Raw genomic sequence first — 22,292 nt, forward strand, 5'->3', positions numbered from 1 at the left:
TTTATTCATATAACTCATTGATACAGATATAAATAACGCCTTGTTGTTCTGTTTCGTACTTTTACCTTTCTCTGCAAGCGTGATGCATCTCTCTGTTTTTGGTCTAGTGAATTATGTAAATTGGTATACACACAAGCCACCAGGAGTAAGAGCATAATGTCAGGGAACGAAAGTATCGCTGCCGCCCACTATGATCAGGTAACCACCTGGCCTCGGGACGGGTTACAGGCAGATATTGTCCATATTGGTTTTGGCGCTTTTCATCGCGGACACCAGGCTGTCTACACGGATCTCACTAATCAACTTTCGGACACCCGCTGGGGGATCTTTGAGATCAACCTGTTTGGTGATGCTCAACTGATCGAAAACTTAAATGCGCAAAATGGGCTGTTTTCGGTTGTGGAAACATCTGCATCGCAATCTACCTCACGCCTTGTGCGTTCGGTGGCTGGCGGTATTCATACCCCCAGAGATGGCATTGCCGCAGCAATCCATAAACTGGCTGAACCTCAGGTAAAAATCGTTTCATTAACCATCACCGAGAAAGGTTATTGCCTCGATCCGCAAACACGTTCACTTGATCTCACCAATGGATTAATCCAACACGATCTACAAAACCCGGATGCGCCTCTGTCAGCTATTGGCGTGATCGTCTGTGCTTTGCAACAACGTAAAGCGACAGGACTCGCCGCTTTTAGTGTGCTCTCCTGTGACAACTTGCCAGACAATGGGCATCTGACGCGCAATGCCGTTCTCGGTTTTGCCCGACAACTGGACCAGCCCCTGGCTCAGTGGATCGAAGAAAATGTCTCATTTCCAGGCACGATGGTAGATCGCATTGTTCCGGCAATGACTGAATCGCAATTCGCCTTACTGGAAACGAAAACCGGTTATGCCGATCCCTGCGGGATCGTCTGCGAATCATTTCGTCAGTGGGTGATCGAAGATAATTTTGTGCGCGGACGACCACAATGGGATAAAGCCGGCGCGATGTTTGTCAGCAATGTTCAGCCTTATGAAGAGATGAAGTTACGCATGTTAAATGGTAGCCATTCATTTCTGGCTTATAACGGCTCGCTGGCAGGCTATGAGTTTATCTGGCAATGCATGGAAGACGCTAATTTTCGTTCCATTACCCACCAACTGATGATTAATGAACAAGCCCGAACACTTAATCCAGACTTAAATATCAACATCCAGGAATACGCCGACCTGTTAATTGAACGCTTTAGCAACCGTAACGTTGCACACCGTACCGGGCAAATAGCCATGGACGGTTCACAAAAGCTTCCCCAGCGAGCGCTGACGCCCTGGCTGAAATTGCATCAGCAAAAGCAAAACAATGCTGTTCTGTCACTGCTCATTGCTGGTTGGTTGCATTATGTCATTGATGCTGTTGAGAAAAGCCAGTCTGCCGCTGATCCAATGAATGACCAATTTCAGGCGCTAATAAAGGAACAACAAGACGCATGGCAACAGGCGCTCGCATTACTGCACCTTAGCGCCATATTTGGTGATTTAAGCAACCATCAGCCATTTATAAATGAAATAAAAATCGCCTTTGCGAATATAAAAAACAAAGGCATCAAGGCCACCATCAGCCAATTATTATCGGATGAGCAGAAATGAAAACATTAATTTGTCAGCAGCCTGGCGTTATGGAATATGTGGAAAAGGATATTCCCACACCAGCAGATAATGAAGTGCTGTTAAAAATCAAAGCTGTGGGTATTTGTGGTACTGATATTCACGCTTTTGCCGGCAGACAGCCTTTTTTTAGCTACCCACGTGTATTAGGTCATGAAATATGCGCCGAAGCGGTTTCGCGAGGCAGCCAGTGCCAAACAGCACAATCAGGCCAGCGCTATTCCGTCATCCCATGCATTCCGTGTGGCGAGTGCGCAGCCTGTCGGGAAGAGAAAACGAACTGCTGCGAACGTGTTTCGCTGTATGGCGTGCATCAGGATGGGGGTTTTAGTGAGTACCTTGCGGTACGTGAAGACAACCTTGTGCCTCTCCCTGACGAGGTCAGCGACAGTGCCGGAGCATTGGTTGAATGTTTCGCCATTGGTGCACATGCCGTTCGTCGGGCAGAGATCAAGGCTGAACAAAACGTACTGGTGATTGGTGCTGGGCCAATCGGTTTGGCTACCGCAGCCATCGCCAGGGCTAAAGGGGCGCATGTTGTTGTTGCTGATATTGACTGTCAACGTCGCCAGCACGTTGTGGATCATCTGGCAATTAATGTCTTCGACCCAACACAGGAAGGTTTTATTGCCGCGCTTAGTGAAGTATTTGGAGGCGAACTGGCTTGCGTAGTACTGGATGCGACGGGAAATAAAGCTTCAATGAGTCATGATGTAAATCTTATTCGTCATGGCGGCAAAATTGTTTTCATCGGTTTGTACATTGGTGAACTTGTTATTGACGATCCGACCTTCCATAAAAAAGAGACAACGTTACTCAGCAGCCGCAATGCCACACGGGAAGATTTTGCGTTGGTGATTGAACTGATGCGCAGCAATAAAATTCACGAAAATTTAATGAAAAACCAGGCGTTCAATTTCTTTAGTGTTGGCGAAGATTACCAGCGTAACGTTGTAGAAAATAAAAATATGGTCAAGGGTGTGATCACTTTTTAAGGGAACAAATATGACAACTGTTTATGTCAGTGAAGAAAATTTAAAATCACTGGTGCACCACAAATTACATACCGCCGGGCTGGATACCGACACCACACAACAGGTGACAGATGTTTTAGTACATGCCGATATTACAGGTGTGCATTCACATGGTGTTATGCGTGTCGAACATTATTGCACCCGCCTTGCTGCCGGAGGGTTAAATAAAGCCCCGCAGTTTAGCATTGAGCAAATTTCACCGTCAGTGGCCATTCTCGACTCTGACGACGGAATGGGGCATTCCGCATTAATTAGCGCCACTGAGCACGCTATTAAACTGGCCCAGCAAGAGGGCCTCGGTTTTGTTAGCGTTAAAAACACGTCTCACTGTGGTGCGTTATCTTATTTTGCAGAGATGATCACCAACAAAGGGTTGGTTGCTATCGTAATGACGCAAACCGATACCTGTGTGGCTCCCCATGGCGGCGCCGAGCGCTTTTTGGGAACTAACCCCATCGCCTTTGGTTTCCCGGTGGAAAACAGCCATCCGATGATTGTTGATATGGCGACCAGTGCCACGGCTTTCGGCAAAATACTTCATGCAAAGGAAACCGGAAAACATATTGGTGAAGGGCTGGCGATAGATAAAAACGGTTATGGCACCACTGATCCGTATAAGATTGAAAACCTGCTACCTTTCGGCCAACACAAAGGTTCAGGCATTGCACTGGCTATTGATGCACTGACTGGCGTGCTGATGAATGCGAATTTTGGCAACCATATTGTTCGCATGTATGGTGATTATGACAAGATGCGTAAGCTGGCAAGTTTGGTTATTGCCATCGATCCGAAAAAGCTCGGCAATCCTGTTTTTGCAAAAACCATGGCGAAAATGGTCACGGAGCTGCATGCCGTTAAACCGGCTCCCGGTGTCGAAAAAGTGTTAGCGCCGAACGATCCGCAAATACACTACAAAGAAAAATGCCAACAGGAAGGTATTCCGGTTCCGGCAGGAATATTCCATTATCTGGCAGAGAATTAATCACTACTTTTTATTATAACGATAGAAAAGCGCTGTATTTATCGTTTCTGTTATATTAACCAGGAGCAGGATATGAAAGCACTTCGTCCTCTGACGGCATCGCTTATGCTGTTAACCAGTTGTTTATTAATATCTAATACCACACTGGCAAAAACAACATTAAAACTGAGTCATAATCAGGATAAAAGCCATGCTGTCCATAAAGCATTAAGCTATTTAGCGGATAAAACCAAAGAGTATTCTAATGGTGAATTAGTTATTCGCATTTACCCAAATGCAACATTAGGTAATGAGCGTGAATCACTGGAATTAATGAACTCCGGTGCATTACAGATGGTTAAGGTTAATGCCGCATCACTAGAATCATTTGCTCCAGATTACAGCCTTTTCAGTCTGCCGTTCTTATTCCGCGACCGTGATCACTATTATCGTGTTCTGCAAAGTGATTTAGGTAAAAAAATACTTAATTCATCAGAAAGCAAAGGTTTTGTTGGTATTACGTACTATGACGGCGGTGCGAGAAGTTTTTATTCCAATAAACCGATTACAAAACCTGAAGATTTAGCGGGAATGAAAATCAGGGTTCAACAAAGCCCCAGCGCCATTGCAATGATGAAAGCACTCGGTGGTGTCGCTACCCCGATGGCGCAAGGCGAACTCTACACCGCACTTCAGCAAGGAGTGGTTGATGGCGGAGAGAACAATACCGTTGTCTATTCCGATATGCGTCACGCCGAAGTCGCAAAAGTCTATTCACGTGATGAACACACCATGGTACCTGATGTGTTAATTATCAGCACCAACGTGTTGAATAAACTTGGTGATAAAGAGCGCACGGCATTATTAAAAGCAGCCGATGAGTCCATGATGCAGATGAAGGACGTCATCTGGCCTGCGGCTGAAAAAGAAGCCTACGACAAAATGAAAGGGATGAACGCAACAGTTGTTGATGTTGATAAATCCGCTTTCAAAGAACGCGTCAAACCGTTATACGATGAATTCAAGGCGAAAGATGCACAATCAGCCAAAAACCTTGAGCTAGTAGAAAGTATGTAACCCTAATGGGCAGGTAATTCCTGCCTTTTCATGGAAGACTTATGCGAACACTCACTCATATTCTTAATAAGATCCTTGCCGGATGTTGCTGCATTATTCTCGCCATTATGGTGTTCTGCGTAACCTAGCAAGTTATTGCACGTTTTATTTTTAACGCTCCCAGCACTGTGCTTGATGAGTTCACCCAGATTTTATTTATGTGGATGATTTTACTTGGCGGTGTATATACTGCGGGGTTAAAAAAACATCTGGCCATTGATTTGTTGGCTCAAAAACTTCCGGCTGCATCTGTTCTGACGCTTGACAGTTTTATCCAAATTATTATTACGGTCTTTGCGGTTATTTTCATGATCTATGGCGGGAATATTGTTGTTGAAAAAGCACAACATGTTGGACAAATCTCTCCAGTATTAAAATGGCCAATGGATAAAGTATATTGGGTTATGCCTGTCAGTGGACTTATTCTGGTCTGGTATTCAGTAATGAATATTATTGACAACTATCGTAAACGGAATTTTCATTAACGAGGGAAATATGGACTTTGAATATATCTACCCCGTCTTAATTTTATTTGGCAGTTTTGCCGTCATGCTGGCAATCGGTGTGCCAATTACTTTTGCGATTGGTCTTTCTTCGCTGTTATCTATTATTACTGCCTTACCACCCGATGCCGCCATTTCTGTGATTTCGCAAAAGATGACTGTGGGGCTGGATGGCTTTACGCTATTAGCCATTCCCTTCTTCGTGTTAGCCGGAAACATTATGAATACCGGTGGTATAGCCAGACGACTGGTTAACCTGGCGCAAGCATTAGTTGGGCGTCTTCCTGGCTCACTGGCTCATTGTAATATCCTCGCGAATACGCTGTTTGGTGCGATTTCAGGTTCAGCCGTTGCGTCAGCCGCCGCGGTAGGTGGAATTATGTCACCACTGCAAGAAAAAGAGGGCTATGATCCGGCGTTTTCAGCAGCGGTTAATATTGCCTCTGCCCCCATTGGCCTGATGATCCCACCGAGCAATGTGTTGATTGTTTATTCCCTCGCCAGTGGCGGGACTTCTGTTGCTGCGTTGTTCTTAGCCGGATACTTGCCAGGCATTCTCACCGCTGCTGCTTTAATGTTTGTGGCGGCACTTTATGCGCGACGTAACCATTATCCGGTGGCCGAACGTATCAATTTTCATCAATTTTTGCAGGTATTCCGCGAATCAATTCCCAGCCTGATGCTTATTTTTATCATTATTGGCGGTATTATCGCAGGGGTATTCACGCCCACGGAAGCATCGGCAATTGCGGTAATTTATAGTTTAGCCCTGGCGATGATTTACCGGGAAATCACTTTTAAGAAGCTCAATGATATTCTGTTAGATTCGGTAGTAACCAGTTCAATTGTTCTGTTACTGGTAGGCTGCTCGATGGGGATGTCATGGGCCATGACGAATGCTGATGTTCCTGAGTTGATCAACGAACTGATTACCAGTGTTTCGGATAACAAATGGGTTATTCTGTTTATCATCAATATCATTCTGTTGATCGTCGGTACCTTTATGGATATCACACCGGCGATCCTGATATTTACGCCTATTTTCCTGCCGATCGCTCAGCATCTGGGAATAGATCCCATCCACTTCGGTATTATTATGGTGTTCAACTTGACCATTGGCCTTTGTACACCACCCGTTGGCACCATTCTGTTTGTTGGTTGCAGCATTGGTAAGGTCAGTATCGACAGGGCAATAAAACCATTACTGCCGATGTTTCTGGCATTGTTTGTAGTAATGGCAATTATTTGTTATTTCCCGCAGCTTAGTCTGATGCTGCCAGGATTATTTTCGACCTGATACACAATGAAGACTGCATACTGAGTAATTTTCAATGCCCCACCACTCTGTGGGGCATTGAATTGGTCCATTACGGTACCGGATTGACCAACAGTTGCCCAATCGAACCACGGTCCGCCATTTCCAGCGTCTGACTGTTGAAGTAGAACGGGAAGTGCGCCCAGGAAGGCTGACCGAAATAAACCAGCAGCTCCACTTGTCCGTCAACCCAAACGGTATCTTTCCAGCCTCTGTCTTCCGGGAACGGCATCGCACCATTCACGTTACGGATCTGGAACATCACGCCTTCAATATGGAACGCTTGCGGCTCGTCCGCGCGTACCGTCCAGCGTTCCCACGTTCCTTGCTGCGCAGTAACATCAATACGGTTGACGTCCCACAACTGCCCATTAATCCCCGGGTCATCACCCAGACTGATATCACGACTTCGAATCGGCGAACCGGCCATAATTTCAGTTGGCAGCAAGCGCATCGGAAGACTGTCTGTGACCAGCGGCAGAAGGCCGGTTGGGCGCAGCGTTAGCACCAGGGTAGAAACCAGAATACTGGATGGCTCAAAGAAGCCGCGAATACGATCAACAATGCTCGCCGCTTCACCACAGGTGATCGACACTTCATCACCGTTGCTCATATCCACCAGAATCTCACGACGCTCGCCCGGTGCCAGCGAAAGTTGCTTCACCGATACAGGAGCGGGCAGGAATCCCTGATCGCCAGAAATCACATGTAACGGGCGACCATCGCTCATCTGTAGTTGATAGCGACGAGAGTTCGACGCGTTCAACAGACGCAAGCGCACCCAGCCACGCGAGACTTCAACGTACGGGCTTTGTACACCGTTAACCAGCAGCGTATCGCCAACAAAGCCGCCGCTTCCCGGTTCGTTGTATTCTGGCGTACCAAAGTTATCCAGCCGTTTATCCTGAATAATGACCGGAAAATCATCCACACCATAATGGTTGGGGATAGGCAGCGACTTGCTGACTTCATCTTCCACCAGCCACATTCCGGCAAGGCCGTTATAGACCTGCTGAGCCGTGCGGTTGGGAGTATTGGCGTGATACCACAGAGTAGCTGCGTTCTGGCGAATAGGCAGTACGGGTGCCCAGTCAGCGTTTGGCGACATCATCCGTGCCGGACCGCCCATCAGCGGGCCAGGTACCTGTAGCCCGGCCACCGTCATTGAGACATTTTCTGTCAGGCGGTTGCTGTAAATAAGCTTAACATCGTCGCCCTTCCAGACGCGGATAGTCGGCCCCAGGTAACGACCATTGATTCCCCAAACCGACGCGCGTGTCCCTGGCGTAAATGACCAGTGCGCACGTTGTACAGTCATAAACAGCGGTTGCCCACGGCGAGATTCAAGCAGCGGCGGAACGGGTAGCGGTTGCTGTTGCCCGGCTGCGCTGGCCTTCAGGGGAACAGCGCCTGCACAAAGTGCAATCCCCGATGCCTGAATGAACTGACGCCGACTGAGTGACATATTTGCTCCATGTAAAACTGGCTAAAGTAATACCGTGCAGGAAAGTGTTCCCCGCAAAAATACAGATTGCCGACTTAAACTTTTCCGGCGGCTTCGCGCTCTGCGACTTCTTTATCGAGCTCAGCGATTTTTTGTTCCATTATCGAACGACAATGGGCAGCCAACTCGCGAACCTGATCTTTGCCATACTGACTGACGTCAATTGGCGGCAGCATTTCGACAATCACCAGACCGTTGTGTAGCCGATTAAGATTAATCTTATTCGAAGTTGTAGAGACGCACACGGGAATAATCGGGACGCCCGCCGCAATTGCCGCGTGAAATGCCCCGGTCTTGAACGGTAGCAGGCCGCGACCACGGCTGCGGGTTCCTTCCGGGAACATCCAGATGGAAATACGGCGTTTTTTGAAGTGATTCACGACTTCCGCAATAGTGCCGTGAGCTTTAGTGCGATTGTTTCTGTCGATCAATAAGTTACCGGTTAACCAGTACAACTGCCCGAAGAAGGGGATCCACAGCAAGCTCTTTTTACCTACCGTTACCGTCGGCGGTTGCACAATGTTCGATGCTGTCACCATGTCATAGTTGTTCTGGTGGTTAGCGATATAGATAGCATTGCCGTAACTTTCAGCGTCTGCAGGTTTGCGGCACTCCACTTTCAGGCCGAACAGCGGCGCAAGACGGCCAAACATATGCCCAAAGGTGGCCACATGTTTCGGATTACGCGGGCTGAAAAGGCAGTAAATGGAGCCGAATACACAGACTAAAATGCTGTAAATCACGGTAATAATAAGACGAAAGATATATAGCATAACACCCTCTGAAGGTCTGAGAGACTGGCATTGTACGTCACCTGAAATCAGGTTAGGGCATTGTTAAAAGCAGCTCTCTGGAAAAGCGTATTGTTAATCGCAACGCATGAATAAACAACGGTTTCAAGGGAATTTTTATCGTTTCCGGGGGTTGAATACGCTGCCGGATGACGACTTAACGTTTCATCCGGCGTTCCTTGCAAGCGGGAGGAAACAGCGCCCTCCCCGGCATATTACTCTTCGCTATCACCGCTGCTGGCACGGCGAGGAGAGTCGATCTCAACACGATCGATACGCTGCAAACCGCGCATCAACGTACCGCGGCGTCCACGTTCGCCAGTGACTTTCTGTAGCTCTTCCGGACGCAGTTTAATTTTGCGTTTCCCAACATGAATGGTCAGCGTGCTTTGCGGTGGTAGAACGTACAGTTGCGCCAGACCATCCTCGCCACGCGCGGCTTCTGCCGACGGAATGTTGATAATCTTATTGCCTTTGCCCTTCGACAACTGCGGCAGATCGCTTACCGGGAACATCAACATACGGCCTGCCTGAGTGATTGCCAGCAGCATATCGGAAGCATCCTCAATCACCACCGGCGGCATAACATGGGCATTTTCCGGTAAGGTGATCAAAGCCTTACCTGCACGGTTACGCGCCACCAGATCGTTAAAGGTGCAGACGAAACCGTAACCCGCATCGGAAGCCATCAGCAGTTTCTGATCGTCGCTTTCCATCAGCATATGGTCAACGGTCGCTCCAGGCGGCAACGTTAATTTGCCGGTGAGCGGTTCGCCCTGACCACGCGCCGACGGCAGCGTAATCGGGTCGATGGCATAGCTACGACCGGTGGAATCAACAAACACTACCGGTTGGTTGCTCTTACCTTTCACCGCCGCTTTGAAGCTATCGCCCGCTTTATAATTCAGGCCCGGCGCGTCGATATCATGGCCTTTAGCGCTGCGTACCCAGCCCATCTGCGACAGCACAATGGTGACAGGTTCAGACGGCAGCATGTCGTGCTCGCTCATCGCTTTCGCTTCTTCGCGTTCCTGCAACGGCGAACGACGTTCGTCACCGTAGGCTTGCGCGTCTGCCTGCAGTTCTTTCTTCAGCAGGTTATTCATTTTACGCTCGGAAGCCAAAATGCCCTGCAACTGGTCGCGCTCTTTTTCCAGCTCACTCTGCTCACCGCGAATCTTCATCTCTTCCAGTTTGGCAAGATGACGCAGTTTCAGTTCGAGGATCGCTTCCGCCTGGGTTTCCGTAAGGCCAAACCGCGACATCAGCGCCGGTTTCGGTTCATCTTCATTACGAATGATCTCAATCACTTCGTCGATATTGAGAAACGCCACCAGCAAACCTTCGAGGATATGCAGGCGCTTGAGGACTTTCTCCAGACGATAGTTCAGTCGGCGGCGCACGGTATCGCGGCGGAACACCAGCCATTCGGAGAGGATTTCCAGCAGGTTTTTCACCGCCGGACGACCATCCAGACCGATCATATTGAGGTTAATGCGATAGCTCTTTTCCAGATCGGTGGTAGCGAAGAGGTGGTTCATCACCTGATCCATATCCACGCGGTTGGAACGCGGCACAATCACCAGACGGGTCGGGTTCTCGTGGTCAGATTCATCGCGCAGATCGTCAACCATCGGCAGCTTTTTGTTGCGCATTTGCGCAGCAATTTGCTCCAGTACGCGCGCACCTGAAACCTGATGCGGCAATGCGCTAATAACCACCGCGCCATCTTCTTTCTTCCAAACCGCGCGCATACGCACTGAACCACGTCCGTTCTCGTAGATTTTACGAATCTCGGCGCGCGAAGTGATAATTTCCGCTTCAGTCGGATAATCCGGCCCCTGCACGATATCCAGCAGCTGATCGAGCGTGGTTTTCGGCTGGTCGATTAATGCGATTGCCGCCTGAGCCACTTCACGCAGGTTATGCGGTGGAATATCGGTCGCCATGCCGACGGCAATACCGGTGGTGCCGTTAAGCAAAATGTTCGGCAGGCGGGCTGGCAGCATTTTCGGCTCCTGTAAGGTGCCGTCGAAGTTTGGCACCCAGTCAGCCGTCCCCTGTCCAAGCTCGCTTAATAGCAACTCAGAATATTTCGATAACCGGGATTCGGTGTAACGCATTGCCGCGAACGATTTCGGATCGTCCGGCGCGCCCCAGTTCCCCTGACCATCAACCAGCGGATAACGGTAAGAGAACGGCTGCGCCATCAGGACCATCGCTCCATAACAGGCAATATCGCCGTGCGGATGGTATTTACCCAGTACGTCACCGACGGTACGGGCCGATTTTTTAAATTTGGCACTGGCATTCAGACCCAGTTCAGACATCGCATACACAATGCGCCGCTGAACGGGTTTCAGACCATCACCAATAAACGGCAACGCACGGTCCATGATCACGTACATGGAGTAGTTTAAGTAGGCGTTTTCCGTAAATTCATGTAGCGCAAGGCGCTCTGCCATATCGCTCATTAATTCTGATTCCTCAACTTATTCGCCAGCCTTCAAAGGGGCAATATTGCCGGAGATACTACATTATCTGCCGCGTCGAGTCACAGGAGATCAGCGTGAATAGCGCCGCCGGACGTGCTCCGACGGCGATAAAGACATCAATGTGCCTTGATATACAACTCTTTGCTGTAGACATAATCCTGGGGATTATGCAGCGGAAAACCGCCAACGTAGGGTTTAAGCAGTTTGATTAACGGCTGATAATAGACAGGAATGAGCGGTGCCTGCTGGTTGATGATCACTTCTGCCTGCTGATACAACGCATTACGCTTTGTTGCATCAGCCGTTTGTGCCGCCTGGTTTAGTAAGGCGTCATACTGCGCGTTTTTCCAGTGGCCGACATTTTCCTCGCTATCGCTCTTAAGCGTGTTCAGAAAGGTGGAGGCATCATTGTACGTCGCATCCCACGACTGCCGAGACAACATGAAATCACCGGCTCGTCGGGCATCAAGATAAGTTTTCCACTCCATTGTGCGCAGCGTCACCTGTGCACCCAGCCATTTTTTCCATTCGGAAGACAACGCTATCGCGGTCTTTTCATGCAGATCGTACTTGTTGTAGAACAGCTCAAAGCGAAGCGGATGAGAGGCGTCGTATCCCGCCTGTTTCAACAAGGCTTTTGCCATCGCGACGCGCTCACTCAGCGGCTTTTGCAGTTCATCGAACGTCGTCGCGCTAAAGCCTTTTACCTCTGGCGGCGTCAGCGTAGTTGCGGGCGTTCTCAACCCCAGTACCTTTTGCGCAATAAGCTGTCGATCAACCGTAAGATATAGCGCCCGACGCACCCGCACATCGTTAAATGGCGGTTTCTCAAGGTTGAAGTTGTAATATTCGCTGTTCAGACGCGGAATAATTCGTAGCTCGCCAGGCAGTGATTTTTCAATGGCGGGAATTTGCTGCGCCGGAACCCAGGTGAGATCGACCTCTCCCGCGCGATAGCGGTTATAGCCGGTGACCGAATTATCCAGCGCCAGATACTCAACCTGTTGCAATACTGTATGTTGCGCATCGCGGTACTTTGGATTTTTGCGTGCAGTAATCTTTTCGTTAACTACCCACTGATCAAGCACAAAGGCACCGTTGTAAACCATGTTCTCTGGCTTACTCCAGCTATCGCCATGTTTAGCGATGACATGATGAGGAACCGGGAACAGCGTCGGCCAGGCGAGCATCGTCGTGAACCAAGGAACTGGCTGCTCAAGCGTAACTTCAAGAGTACGATCATCCGTCGCTTTGACACCCAGCGATGTAACATCTGCTTTACCCGCAACAATAGCCGCGGCATTGTTAATGTGCGCCTGTGCCAGATAGCCAGCAAAAGGGCTTGCCGTTTTCGGGTCAACCGCGCGCTGCCAGCCGAGGACAAAATCCTCTGCCGTCAGAGGCTGACCGTCTGACCACTGCAAACCGCTACGCAGATGGAAAATATAGCGCTTGCCGCCGTCCAGTATCTCCCAGCGTTCAGCCTGAGCGGGCTGCACCTGGCCTTCACCGTCCATCCATACCAGACCTTCAAACAGATCCAGCACAATCTGCGCGGCAGTATTCTCCTCCACCTTTTGCGGGTCGAGCGTGCCTGGGTCGCTATGATTGTTGTAACGAAAGACTTGTTGCGGGGCGAGCGGTGTGTTGGCGGGAACGTCAGCAGCGTAGAGAGGAGCCGCACTTACCAGGCTGACCAGCCATAATAAATTTCGCGTATACATGGTATTCCTTACCGGAGAAATTATAAGCCCAACAACAATACGCCTGTGGCATTGTTCGCTCAAACTTATCGCGAGTGATTTGGCTCACACTCCGGTAAAGATTCTTCATCACGCCAACGGCACATAAACATCTGTTTCCAGTCGCTGCTCTGTCATCCCTTCGGCAAGATTGGTGTAGTGAAACAGGATCGGGGCCTTGCGCATTTTTTCGCCGCTTGCCGGAAGCCAGTGGCGAATGATGCCCCATATCGTGTGTGAAATATCGTCCAGCTCGCCAACATGGCGGGCCACAGCATAACGTCCACCGGTAAGTTCACCATTACTTACGCCATAACGATTATCGGGGATCGGTTCGCTAACGCTGCCGCAGATATCAAAGCGAAACGCTTCTGGTGCGGTGGTGGCAGGGTCGTCCCAGGCGACGCCAAAAGTCTGGCTTTGGTTAACAGGAGAAAGCCCCGTCTCTTTACGCCACATGATAAATTTCGCCACACTGTAGTTGAGCAACTCAGGGCTACAGCGGTGCGGCAACATCGCCACAGGGATTGATGGGAAATCGATAATATTTACATCCAGTGTCAGGTTTGTCATTTTGCCTCCCTGCGAAATTATTCCCGGGAACGTGTCCCGGGAGCGGTAACAATTACGGATTTACTTTGCGGATCTGTTTGACGTCAATTTCAACAGAATTCCAGTCTTTATCGACTTCACCCTGAATCTCAACCGTATCTTTCGGCGTCACCGTCATGCCGTTCCAGCGTTTGTGGTCGATATCAACATTGATAGTACCGCTGGCATCTTTGAACACGTAGAGATCGTCAGAGATGCGTTCAACGATATTGCCGCGCAGGGTTACCCAGGTGTCGTCACGCAGGGATTTTGCGCTTTCTATAGTCGTTACGCTGCCATTCGGCCCCTGGAATCCTCCGGCCTGACTTTGCGTTGCCGATGGGCCAGAAAAACCTCCCTGCTCTGCTGCCATAACCGGTGCACTGCACAGGGCCATTACTGCGATTACTGCTGCGTATTTTTTCATGTTTATTACTCCCTTTAATGTCTGTTTCCGAGCATTTAACAAGATAGTCCTTAACAACTTCTTAAGGGAAAAAAATAAAATTTAATGCTGTACAGAGCGCGTTACAACACGGTTTACTGGCAGCAAATACGGTTATCGCAGGGATGAAAAAATGCGAATTTTACTGATAGAAGATGACATGCTGATTGGCGACGGCATCAAAACGGGCCTTAGTAAAATGGGTTTTAGCGTCGACTGGTTTACACAAGGTCGTCAGGGAAAAGAGGCGCTATATAGCGCACCTTATGATGCGGTGATCCTGGATTTAACCTTACCGGGCATGGATGGTCGCGATATTTTGCGCGAATGGCGAGAAAAAGGTCAGCGTGAGCCGGTTTTGATCCTGACCGCGCGCGATGCGCTGGCGGAACGTGTAGAAGGGCTGCGTCTGGGAGCTGACGATTATCTGTGTAAACCTTTTGCGTTGATAGAAGTCGCCGCCAGGCTGGAAGCTCTGATGCGCCGAACCAACGGCCAGGCCAGCAACGAGCTGCGCCACGGCAACGTCATGCTCGACCCCGGCAAACGTATCGCCACGCTGGCTGGCGAACCCTTAACGCTGAAGCCAAAAGAATTTGCCCTGCTGGAATTACTGATGCGTAACGCTGGTCGGGTACTGCCGCGCAAACTGATTGAAGAGAAACTGTATACCTGGGACGAAGAGGTCACCAGTAATGCCGTTGAAGTGCATGTGCATCATCTGCGACGCAAACTCGGCAGTGATTTTATTCGTACCGTTCATGGTATTGGCTACACATTAGGTGAGAAATGAAATTTACCCAACGTCTTAGTCTGCGAGTCAGGCTAACGCTAATCTTTTTAATTCTGGCCTCGGTGACCTGGCTGCTTTCCAGCTTTGTCGCCTGGAAACAAACAACGGATAACGTCGATGAGTTGTTCGACACCCAACTGATGCTGTTTGCCAAACGGTTAAGTACGCTCGATCTCAACGAAATCAACGCGGCGGATCGCATGGCACAGACGCCAAATAAATTAAAACACGGTCATGTTGATGACGATGCGCTGACCTTTGCCATCTTTACCCACGACGGCAGAATGGTCCTTAACGATGGCGATAATGGAGAAGATATTCCTTATAGCTATCAACGAGAAGGTTTTGCTGACGGGCAACTGGTGGGCGATAAAGATCAATGGCGTTTTGTCTGGATGACCTCACCTGATGGCAAATATCGCATTGTTGTTGGTCAGGAATGGGAATACCGTGAAGACATGGCGCTGGCGATTGTTGCCGGACAATTGATCCCGTGGCTGGTCGCACTGCCGATTATGTTAATCATCATGATGGTACTACTGGGTCGTGAACTCGCGCCGCTGAACAAACTGGCGCTGGCACTACGTATGCGTGACCCAGACTCGGAAAAACCACTAAACGCGACGGGCGTACCCAGCGAAGTGCGCCCACTGGTTGAGTCGTTGAATCAACTGTTCGCCCGCACACATGCGATGATGGTTCGTGAACGACGCTTTACCTCCGACGCAGCTCACGAACTTCGTAGCCCGTTAACGGCGCTGAAAGTGCAAACCGAAGTTGCTCAGCTCTCTGACGATGATCCGCAGGCGCGGAAAAAAGCGCTGCTCCAATTACATTCCGGGATCGATCGCGCTACTCGTCTGGTTGATCAACTGCTCACGCTATCGCGGCTGGACTCACTGGATAACCTTCAGGACGTCGCGGAGATCCCGCTTGAAGATCTCCTGCAATCGTCGGTGATGGATATTTACCACACGGCGCAGCAGGCGAAAATTGACGTGCGACTGACACTCAATGCCCACGGCATCAAACGCACCGGACAACCGCTGTTGCTAAGTTTGTTGGTACGAAACCTTCTGGATAACGCCGTGCGCTACAGTCCACAGGGCTGCGTGGTGGACGTCACGCTGAATGCCGATAATTTCATCGTGAAGGATAACGGCCCCGGTGTGACGCCAGAGGCACTGGCGAGAATTGGCGAACGCTTCTATCGCCCACCCGGACAAACCGCTACCGGCAGTGGACTTGGGCTTTCAATTGTCCAGCGAATCGCCAAGCTGCATGACATGAATGTTGAGTTTGGGAATGCGGAACAAGGTGGATTTGAGGCGAAAGTAAGCTGGTAAGGGTAAGACTTTTGCTAAATTCGCAAAAGACTTTGCACATTTTGCTAATTTCACCGTACCGCTCTGTGACGTACTATAGTCGGCAAACGTCTCACCTTAAGGTTAAAAAATGAGCAACATCCTGATTATCAACGGCGCGAAAAAATTCGCCCACTCCAATGGTCAACTGAACGACACCCTGACCGAAGTCGCGGATGGCACACTGCGCGACCTCGGGCATGATGTCCGCATCGTTCGCGCCGACAGCGACTACGATGTCAAAGCGGAAGTACAAAACTTTCTCTGGGCTGATGTGGTGATCTGGCAGATGCCAGGCTGGTGGATGGGCGCGCCGTGGACAGTGAAAAAATACATTGATGATGTATTCACCGAAGGTCACGGGACGCTGTATGCCAGCGATGGTCGTACCCGCAAAGATCCGTCGAAAAAATACGGCTCCGGCGGCCTGGTACAGGGCAAAAAATATATGCTTTCTCTGACCTGGAACGCACCAATGGAAGCCTTCACCGAAAAAGATCAGTTCTTCCACGGCGTTGGTGTTGACGGTGTGTACCTGCCGTTCCATAAAGCAAACCAATTCCTTGGCATGGAACCGCTGCCGACATTTATCGCTAATGACGTGATAAAAATGCCTGATGTTCCCCGCTATACTGAAGAATATCGCAAGCATCTTGTGGAAATTTTTGGTTAACTAGAGCTCTGGCTTTAGAAGGAGTTAACCATGATTACAGTAATCGCAGAAATCCGTACTCGTCCTGGTCAACATCACCGTCAGGCAGTGTTGGATCAGTTTGCTAAAATCGTTCCAACCGTACTGAAAGAAGAAGGTTGCCACGGCTATGCGCCAATGGTGGATTGCGCTGCTGGCGTGAGTTTCCAGTCTATGGCACCGGATTCTATCGTGATGATTGAGCAGTGGGAAAGCATCGCGCATCTTGAAGCGCACTTGCAGACCCCGCACATGAAAGCGTACAGCGAGGCCGTAAAAGGCGATGTGCTGGAGATGAATATCCGCATCCTGCAACCGGGGATTTAACATTCCTGAAAAGAGGCCGGTGTTGCTACCGGTCTCAGCCCAGATTAGCCATTCTTTCTTCCCGTTTTCAGTCCTCGATGGAAATCGTTAATTCGCTTAATGGTTTTAACCGCACGCTGCGGCACTGCGGAAGCTACCGACCAGACAATCATTTCCAGACACAACAATACCGTACCATGTAGCGGCGTTTTCCCTTTTTCATCCCCGCGCGGAACATGAATCACGATACTGGCGTCTTTGCTAAAACGTGAATCCAGCGCGTTTGTCAGCAAAATAACAGGGATCCCCAGCCGCCTCGCCTCACGAAGCGTTGTCAGCCCTTCCCGGTGCGCAGATTTTTGCGCCATCATGATCAGAACATCGCCACGTTGAAGCGCGATCAGTTGCTCGGCAAGGCCAATACCCGTACGGTTTAGTGCCGTGGCAGGCAAACCTATGCGGTTGAATAGTCGTGCGGTATAGTCCGCCAGGATACCCGAAGCGCCAATGCCAAAAATAGCGACTTGCCGTGCCTGCACCAACAACGCTACAGCTTGCGCAAGCGCGTGGCGGTTTTCAGGCTCTGACAGGACATTACAGGTATACAAATGCCCTTCAAGAACAAAGTCGATTGCGGTGTTAACATCGCTCGTCAAGTTACTCACCGTCGTAGACATCTTTTCGCTGGAACTAAGGGCTGGACCAAGCCACTGTTCCAGAGTGCGTTTCAGATCACGCAGCCCGGCAAACCCCAGGGCCTGTATAGCCCTGATAACTGTGGCATCGGAAGTGTTCAACGTGGCCGCAATTTCCATCGCCGTTTGCTCGAGTACCACTTCACGATGCTCATTAATGTAGCTGGCGACAACTCTTAACCCAGGCGTTAACTGACTCGCGCGAGTGCGAAAACGCTCACCAAAAATATCAACCCGCGCTTTATCTTTCTGGATCATTTATCCTCCGGTAGAGGTCGCCCTGCAATTTGTGATTGTATCTGCGCAGCCATCAGCCCCAGAGATGCAAAGGAGTTAGAAATCGCCTCTTCACGAGAAATCAGCACATAACGCCCGGAACGACAGGCAGTCAGAAACTGACACCATCCCGGCATGACTTTTTCCATTGCTGCCAGCTCATCCTGAGGTTTACCACCGGTGTCACCGCGCCAGGTTGCAAAAACAAAATCGGCATCCAGTTCAGGTAAACGCTCCGCGCTCACATCCATTCGCCCACCTTCAGGAATGCTCTCAATCAGCGGCGGAAAACGAAAACCAGCATCGCGTAATACCCGCCCCAGCGAATGATAGCTATGCATCACATTAATTTTTCCCTGGTTTGCCTGAATCACCGATACCGTTATTTTTTGGCTGTCCAGCGTCGCCTTCAGCGCATTGATTTGTGCCTGATAGCGGCGTTCAAGTATCGCCAGCTGCGACTGCGTTCCTGTAAGTTCTGCCAGCTTGCGATAGATTTCTGGCGCGCCCCCTTTGAGATGATCAATGCTCACCGTGGGCGCAATTTTTTCAAGTTGTTCAATGGGCGTATTACGGGTCGGTTCTGTGATGATCAGGTCAGGCTTTGCCGCCACAATCGCTTCAATATCAATATCAGCGGTACCAATAAAGGCGATCGATGAATTATCAAAGTCGACACCTGTCAATAACGCGCCAGATCGAATGAAATGGCTACCGTCAGGCCGAGTTCGCCCGTGGCTGGCGACAGGAGGTACACCGAGCTCAATCAGAGGAATAGTGATATCAAGATCGTGTAAAGAGACAATTCTCTTTGGATGAGCAGGAACAGTGACTTTGCGCCCTAAATCATCAGTAAATACCTGAACAGGTTCTGTTGCACGGGAAAAAAATGACAACAGTATCAGCAGAGAAAAAAATAAACGCATATAACTCCCGTTAAAAACTGTTCCTGCGCTGCCAGAGCAGTAGCAAAAAAAATGGTCCACCAATCAGTGAGATAATGATTCCGGCAGGCAGTTGCAAAGGCAAAAAAGCCAAACGACCAATGCTATCCGCCAGAATAACTAACAACGCCCCCGATACCGCGCTCCCCAGCAGTAATGTCGTCTGCCCGCCACGTAGAATAAAACGTGATATATGGGGTGCTATCAATCCGACAAAACCGATGTTACCAACACACGAAACGCAGACGGCTGTCAGGATTATGGGTGCAGCGACACGTAACAACGCCAGACGAGAACTATTCACCCCTAACCCGGTTGCAACCTGATGACCAAGCAGAGCGATATCCGCCGTCCTGGCGGTGAACAGCAATAAAAGAGCGGCTGGCAACATCCAACAGGCTGAAATAGCGACTAACATCCAGTTAGCTGCATGCAGGCTTCCCGATAACCACATCAATGCAGTTTGTACATCTCGAACATCTGCAGTGGTCATAAATACACCGATACCGGCGGCGAAAAACCAGGAAACACCAATACCAATCAGAACAAATCGCGGGCGGGAAATATCGCGCGCACAAAAAATCACGATTAAAGCCACCAACAGGCCACCAGCAAGACCAGCCACTGGACGCCAGAACATTCCCAGCATTGGAAACTGGAAAATCAGCCACAGCACAGCCACGCTACATCCTTCTTTGACGCCGATTAAACCAGGATCGGCAAGGCCGTTACGTGCAATGGATTGCATTGCGGCCCCTGCCATACCTAACATGGCCCCGCATAGCAATGCCATGATGACTCTCGGCAAGCGAATATCCTGCACAATATAACGTGCGTCTGTGCTTACGTTTTCTGGAGCAAACAACGCTCGTCCTACTTCCGATGCCGGAACAGAGAAAGAACCCTGCATCAGACCGAATATCAGTATTCCAACCGCAAGCAGGAACAGCCCACCAAGCAACAGCAGATTTTTAGGGCGTACCAGTGTCGAAAACTTACCAACACGTAGTGGGCGTAGCCCGACGTTCATTATCCGACTCATTTGAACATCCTCGTCGCCATAATGACAAAAACAGGCGCACCAACTAACGCCGTCATGACACCGGTCGCTAACTCATGGGGTGTGAAAAGCGTACGGGCAATAATATCTGCCAGTAATAACAAAAGTGCGCCGACACAAGCTGAAAGAGGGAGCAGAACGCGCAGATCCGCTGATACCAGACGCCGGACAATCTGCGGTACTAGCAGGCCGACAAAACCAATGGGGCCAGCAATCGATACGGCTGCGCCACAGAGCAACGCGATCGCAAGCAGGGTGAATGTTCGCGTGCGGAATACAGAGACGCCCAGCCCCTGCGCCATGCGATCGCCCAGTGCCAACATGTTAAGGGAGGGTGCAAGGTAAAGGGCTAACACAAATCCCCCCAGAGAAAACCAGGCGGACGTACCCAGCGTCGCCCAATCCTGCCCCGCTAAATCACCTGCTAGCCATGTCCGCATCGCCAGCAGTGTTTGTTCGTCAAGAATCAGGATTGCAGCCGTTATTGAGGACACGAACGCCGATAGCGCCACGCCGCATAAAGTAACTTTCATTGGCGTTAACCCTGAACGCCCTGCGGAGGAAAGCAGCAATATCAACAGGAACAATAACGCGCCGCCCGTAGATGCCAGCAGTGGGCGTCCAACCGGAAAGGCCAGCCCAAGCGCACTGGCAGCAACGACAGCAAGAGCGGCTCCGGCATTTAAGCCTAAAATATGTGGCTCCCCCAATGGGTTACGAATGACAGCCTGCAACAAAGCACCAGCAACTCCAAGAGAAGCACCGGTAAGCAATGCTGCCGCTAAACGCGGCAAACGGAGTCTTACAATTACGTTGTGATCGAAGTTTTGCGGATCAAAATGAAGAAATGCCTGCAACACCGTTTGTGGTGCAATAAATCGGGCACCAATCCCTGGATATACCACGCATCCCACCAGCAGTAAGGCGAGGAAAATTACAGTAACCAGCCCTGTGCGCATCATACTTTTTCTACACCACGAAACGGCATGAAGAACGGCTTTCCCGTCAGAGGATTTATTGATGCGTGAACATCAACGTCAAAGACCGCTTTTACCAGCTCAGGCGTGCAATGCTCCCCCTCATTCAACACACGCACCACTTTCCCCTGGCGTAAAAATATCAACGTATCGCCATAATTGACGGCAAAATTCAGATCATGCAACACCACGACGACTGTACGCCCGTGATGACGCGTTAAATCATGTAATAACTCAAGAATTTCAACCTGATAACGTAAATCAAGCCAGGTTGTGGGTTCATCCAGCAGGATATAAGGCGTCTTTTGCGCCAACACCATCGCAATCCAGCAACGCTGGCGCTGCCCACCAGAGAGTTTTTCAACAGGTAAATGTGCAAACTCCTGCGTACCCGTTAATTTCAGGGCCTCTTCTACCGCCAGCTCATCGGCGTCGCTCCATTGACGAATGAAATTCTGCCAGGGAAAACGCCCACGCGACACCAGTTCATAAACGGTTAAGCCCTCCGGCAATAATGGCGACTGCGGCAAGATCCCAAGTCTACGGGATAACGCTTTCGTTGGTTGCTCGTGAATCGCTTTACCATCCAGCAATATCGAACCGCCCATGGGTTGCAAGATACGAGCAATGGTGCTGAGCAGCGTCGACTTTCCACAGCCGTTTGCCCCAACCAGAACGGTCATTTTTTCTGTGGGAACGGAGAAAGAAACACCATCAACAATGATTTTCTTGTGATACCCGGCAGAAACATTGTCGAGGATCAGCCCCTGCCCTTTTGCGTTATGTGCCACGTGTACGCCAACTTAATCAAAGACAAACAAAAATAAAACTCATTCTCCTTTGAGAGTTTGACGCCACAAAATGTAGTAGTCAAGCAGTTAAAAGCCACACAAAAACAAGGTAAATAACAGGTAAAATATTTTTGCACATAAAAACAAAACCATTAAATATCAATAAATTAAAAGCAATCAAATTGTATAAACTTTTCATAAAAACACATGTAGCAATTTTTTGTTATTTCTCATTTACTACTACATTACTG

General features: G+C 49.7%; 20 protein-coding genes and 1 pseudogene. 10 read left to right on the forward strand and 11 right to left on the reverse strand.

Features of this window, described 5'->3' with window-relative positions; genetic code table 11:
* Nucleotides 1-156: 156 nt before the first annotated feature.
* The 6 genes and pseudogenes from ACJHWR_RS02820 to ACJHWR_RS02845 all read left to right on the forward strand — a co-directional run bounded on the left by ACJHWR_RS02820 (nt 157) and on the right by ACJHWR_RS02845 (nt 6,558).
* A complete protein-coding gene (locus ACJHWR_RS02820) occupies nt 157-1,629 on the forward strand; it encodes a mannitol dehydrogenase family protein (RefSeq protein ID WP_001361225.1) in 1,473 nt (490 codons plus the stop codon).
* Entirely contained in the window at nt 1,626-2,642 is a 1,017-nt protein-coding gene (locus ACJHWR_RS02825) for a zinc-binding alcohol dehydrogenase family protein (RefSeq protein ID WP_000853926.1), read from the forward strand. Before ACJHWR_RS02820 ends, ACJHWR_RS02825 begins: the two co-directional genes overlap by 4 nt.
* 10 nt (nt 2,643-2,652) lie before the next feature.
* Nucleotides 2,653-3,663 (forward strand): Ldh family oxidoreductase, encoded by a 1,011-nt coding sequence (locus ACJHWR_RS02830; protein WP_000214541.1) that lies wholly within the window; start codon nt 2,653-2,655, stop codon nt 3,661-3,663.
* A 72-nt stretch (nt 3,664-3,735) separates the two neighbouring features.
* Complete coding sequence (locus ACJHWR_RS02835) at nt 3,736-4,719, forward strand: TRAP transporter substrate-binding protein (RefSeq protein ID WP_000645963.1); 984 nt, start codon at nt 3,736-3,738, stop codon at nt 4,717-4,719.
* A gap of 41 nt (nt 4,720-4,760) precedes the next feature.
* A pseudogene (locus ACJHWR_RS02840) lies at nt 4,761-5,243 on the forward strand (TRAP transporter small permease).
* A gap of 10 nt (nt 5,244-5,253) precedes the next feature.
* On the forward strand, nt 5,254-6,558 hold the full coding sequence (locus tag ACJHWR_RS02845) for a TRAP transporter large permease (RefSeq protein WP_012311865.1): 1,305 nt from the start codon (nt 5,254-5,256) through the stop codon (nt 6,556-6,558).
* A gap of 70 nt (nt 6,559-6,628) precedes the next feature.
* Here ACJHWR_RS02845 and ftsP read toward each other — a convergent pair whose 3' ends face one another.
* From ftsP to ygiW, 6 genes are all read right to left on the reverse strand, one after another.
* Nucleotides 6,629-8,041 carry a cell division protein FtsP gene (gene ftsP / locus ACJHWR_RS02850; RefSeq protein ID WP_000059395.1) on the reverse strand — a complete coding sequence of 471 codons (1,413 nt, stop codon included), beginning with the start codon at nt 8,039-8,041 and terminating at the stop codon, nt 6,629-6,631.
* Nucleotides 8,042-8,115: 74 nt separating this feature from the next.
* Nucleotides 8,116-8,853, reverse strand: coding sequence for a 1-acylglycerol-3-phosphate O-acyltransferase (plsC, locus tag ACJHWR_RS02855; RefSeq protein WP_000965712.1), 738 nt, complete (start codon nt 8,851-8,853; stop codon nt 8,116-8,118).
* Between the two features lie 233 nt (nt 8,854-9,086).
* On the reverse strand, nt 9,087-11,345 hold the full coding sequence (gene parC, locus ACJHWR_RS02860) for a DNA topoisomerase IV subunit A (protein ID WP_001281847.1): 2,259 nt from the start codon (nt 11,343-11,345) through the stop codon (nt 9,087-9,089).
* Nucleotides 11,346-11,482: 137 nt separating this feature from the next.
* A complete protein-coding gene (locus ACJHWR_RS02865; protein WP_012311669.1) occupies nt 11,483-13,090 on the reverse strand; it encodes an ABC transporter substrate-binding protein in 1,608 nt (535 codons plus the stop codon).
* A gap of 108 nt (nt 13,091-13,198) precedes the next feature.
* A complete protein-coding gene (locus ACJHWR_RS02870) occupies nt 13,199-13,681 on the reverse strand; it encodes a GyrI-like domain-containing protein (protein WP_000183492.1) in 483 nt (160 codons plus the stop codon).
* A 52-nt stretch (nt 13,682-13,733) separates the two neighbouring features.
* Entirely contained in the window at nt 13,734-14,126 is a 393-nt protein-coding gene (gene ygiW / locus ACJHWR_RS02875; protein ID WP_012311800.1) for an OB fold stress tolerance protein YgiW, read from the reverse strand.
* Nucleotides 14,127-14,277: 151 nt separating this feature from the next.
* On the opposite strand from ygiW, the gene qseB reads away from it, so the two are divergent.
* The 4 genes from qseB to ACJHWR_RS02895 all read left to right on the forward strand — a co-directional run bounded on the left by qseB (nt 14,278) and on the right by ACJHWR_RS02895 (nt 17,319).
* Nucleotides 14,278-14,937, forward strand: a complete 660-nt coding sequence (gene qseB, locus ACJHWR_RS02880) for a quorum sensing response regulator transcription factor QseB (RefSeq protein ID WP_001221493.1) — start codon at nt 14,278-14,280, stop codon at nt 14,935-14,937.
* The gene (gene qseC, locus ACJHWR_RS02885) at nt 14,934-16,283 is read left to right on the forward strand and encodes a quorum sensing histidine kinase QseC (RefSeq protein ID WP_000673347.1); all 1,350 of its coding nucleotides are present in this window, start codon (nt 14,934-14,936) and stop codon (nt 16,281-16,283) included. Before qseB ends, qseC begins: the two co-directional genes overlap by 4 nt.
* A 109-nt stretch (nt 16,284-16,392) precedes the next feature.
* Complete coding sequence (gene mdaB, locus ACJHWR_RS02890) at nt 16,393-16,974, forward strand: NADPH:quinone oxidoreductase MdaB (protein WP_000065430.1); 582 nt, start codon at nt 16,393-16,395, stop codon at nt 16,972-16,974.
* A gap of 30 nt (nt 16,975-17,004) precedes the next feature.
* Nucleotides 17,005-17,319, forward strand: a complete 315-nt coding sequence (locus tag ACJHWR_RS02895; RefSeq protein WP_000633737.1) for a putative quinol monooxygenase — start codon at nt 17,005-17,007, stop codon at nt 17,317-17,319.
* 44 nt (nt 17,320-17,363) lie between these two features.
* Here the strand turns inward: ACJHWR_RS02895 and ACJHWR_RS02900 are convergent, their stop codons facing one another.
* The 5 genes from ACJHWR_RS02900 to ACJHWR_RS02920 are packed head-to-tail and all read right to left on the reverse strand — an operon-like array spanning nt 17,364 to nt 22,041.
* Nucleotides 17,364-18,251: a MurR/RpiR family transcriptional regulator gene (locus ACJHWR_RS02900; protein ID WP_000614945.1), complete on the reverse strand. Its 888-nt coding sequence runs from the start codon at nt 18,249-18,251 to the stop codon at nt 17,364-17,366.
* A complete protein-coding gene (locus ACJHWR_RS02905) occupies nt 18,248-19,195 on the reverse strand; it encodes an iron-siderophore ABC transporter substrate-binding protein (RefSeq protein WP_001305106.1) in 948 nt (315 codons plus the stop codon). The genes ACJHWR_RS02900 and ACJHWR_RS02905 overlap by 4 nt, the downstream gene beginning before the upstream one ends.
* Before the next feature lie 10 nt (nt 19,196-19,205).
* Nucleotides 19,206-20,243 carry a FecCD family ABC transporter permease gene (locus ACJHWR_RS02910; protein ID WP_122991684.1) on the reverse strand — a complete coding sequence of 346 codons (1,038 nt, stop codon included), beginning with the start codon at nt 20,241-20,243 and terminating at the stop codon, nt 19,206-19,208.
* A gap of 8 nt (nt 20,244-20,251) precedes the next feature.
* Nucleotides 20,252-21,235, reverse strand: a complete 984-nt coding sequence (locus ACJHWR_RS02915; protein WP_000986427.1) for a FecCD family ABC transporter permease — start codon at nt 21,233-21,235, stop codon at nt 20,252-20,254.
* Nucleotides 21,232-22,041 (reverse strand): ABC transporter ATP-binding protein, encoded by an 810-nt coding sequence (locus ACJHWR_RS02920; protein WP_000940868.1) that lies wholly within the window; start codon nt 22,039-22,041, stop codon nt 21,232-21,234. The genes ACJHWR_RS02915 and ACJHWR_RS02920 overlap by 4 nt, the downstream gene beginning before the upstream one ends.
* Nucleotides 22,042-22,292: the final 251 nt, after the last annotated feature.

Origin of the sequence: Escherichia sp. WS568 (genome assembly GCF_046486085.1) — a bacterium.
Taxonomy (GTDB): domain Bacteria; phylum Pseudomonadota; class Gammaproteobacteria; order Enterobacterales; family Enterobacteriaceae; genus Escherichia; species Escherichia coli.

What these genes read in the sequence shown, in the direction of transcription:
- qseB (WP_001221493.1), top strand. Translation starts at nt 14,278, where the DNA reads ATGCGAATTTTACTGATAGAAGATGACATGCTGATTGGCGACGGCATC.
- plsC (WP_000965712.1), bottom strand. Translation starts at nt 8,853, where the DNA reads ATGCTATATATCTTTCGTCTTATTATTACCGTGATTTACAGCATTTTA.
- ACJHWR_RS02915 (WP_000986427.1), bottom strand. Translation starts at nt 21,235, where the DNA reads ATGATGCGCACAGGGCTGGTTACTGTAATTTTCCTCGCCTTACTGCTG.
- ACJHWR_RS02865 (WP_012311669.1), bottom strand. Translation starts at nt 13,090, where the DNA reads ATGTATACGCGAAATTTATTATGGCTGGTCAGCCTGGTAAGTGCGGCT.
- mdaB (WP_000065430.1), top strand. Translation starts at nt 16,393, where the DNA reads ATGAGCAACATCCTGATTATCAACGGCGCGAAAAAATTCGCCCACTCC.
- ACJHWR_RS02910 (WP_122991684.1), bottom strand. Translation starts at nt 20,243, where the DNA reads ATGAACGTCGGGCTACGCCCACTACGTGTTGGTAAGTTTTCGACACTG.
- ACJHWR_RS02820 (WP_001361225.1), top strand. Translation starts at nt 157, where the DNA reads ATGTCAGGGAACGAAAGTATCGCTGCCGCCCACTATGATCAGGTAACC.
- qseC (WP_000673347.1), top strand. Translation starts at nt 14,934, where the DNA reads ATGAAATTTACCCAACGTCTTAGTCTGCGAGTCAGGCTAACGCTAATC.
- ACJHWR_RS02905 (WP_001305106.1), bottom strand. Translation starts at nt 19,195, where the DNA reads ATGCGTTTATTTTTTTCTCTGCTGATACTGTTGTCATTTTTTTCCCGT.
- ygiW (WP_012311800.1), bottom strand. Translation starts at nt 14,126, where the DNA reads ATGAAAAAATACGCAGCAGTAATCGCAGTAATGGCCCTGTGCAGTGCA.
- ACJHWR_RS02845 (WP_012311865.1), top strand. Translation starts at nt 5,254, where the DNA reads ATGGACTTTGAATATATCTACCCCGTCTTAATTTTATTTGGCAGTTTT.
- parC (WP_001281847.1), bottom strand. Translation starts at nt 11,345, where the DNA reads ATGAGCGATATGGCAGAGCGCCTTGCGCTACATGAATTTACGGAAAAC.
- ftsP (WP_000059395.1), bottom strand. Translation starts at nt 8,041, where the DNA reads ATGTCACTCAGTCGGCGTCAGTTCATTCAGGCATCGGGGATTGCACTT.
- ACJHWR_RS02900 (WP_000614945.1), bottom strand. Translation starts at nt 18,251, where the DNA reads ATGATCCAGAAAGATAAAGCGCGGGTTGATATTTTTGGTGAGCGTTTT.
- ACJHWR_RS02825 (WP_000853926.1), top strand. Translation starts at nt 1,626, where the DNA reads ATGAAAACATTAATTTGTCAGCAGCCTGGCGTTATGGAATATGTGGAA.
- ACJHWR_RS02870 (WP_000183492.1), bottom strand. Translation starts at nt 13,681, where the DNA reads ATGACAAACCTGACACTGGATGTAAATATTATCGATTTCCCATCAATC.
- ACJHWR_RS02830 (WP_000214541.1), top strand. Translation starts at nt 2,653, where the DNA reads ATGACAACTGTTTATGTCAGTGAAGAAAATTTAAAATCACTGGTGCAC.
- ACJHWR_RS02895 (WP_000633737.1), top strand. Translation starts at nt 17,005, where the DNA reads ATGATTACAGTAATCGCAGAAATCCGTACTCGTCCTGGTCAACATCAC.
- ACJHWR_RS02835 (WP_000645963.1), top strand. Translation starts at nt 3,736, where the DNA reads ATGAAAGCACTTCGTCCTCTGACGGCATCGCTTATGCTGTTAACCAGT.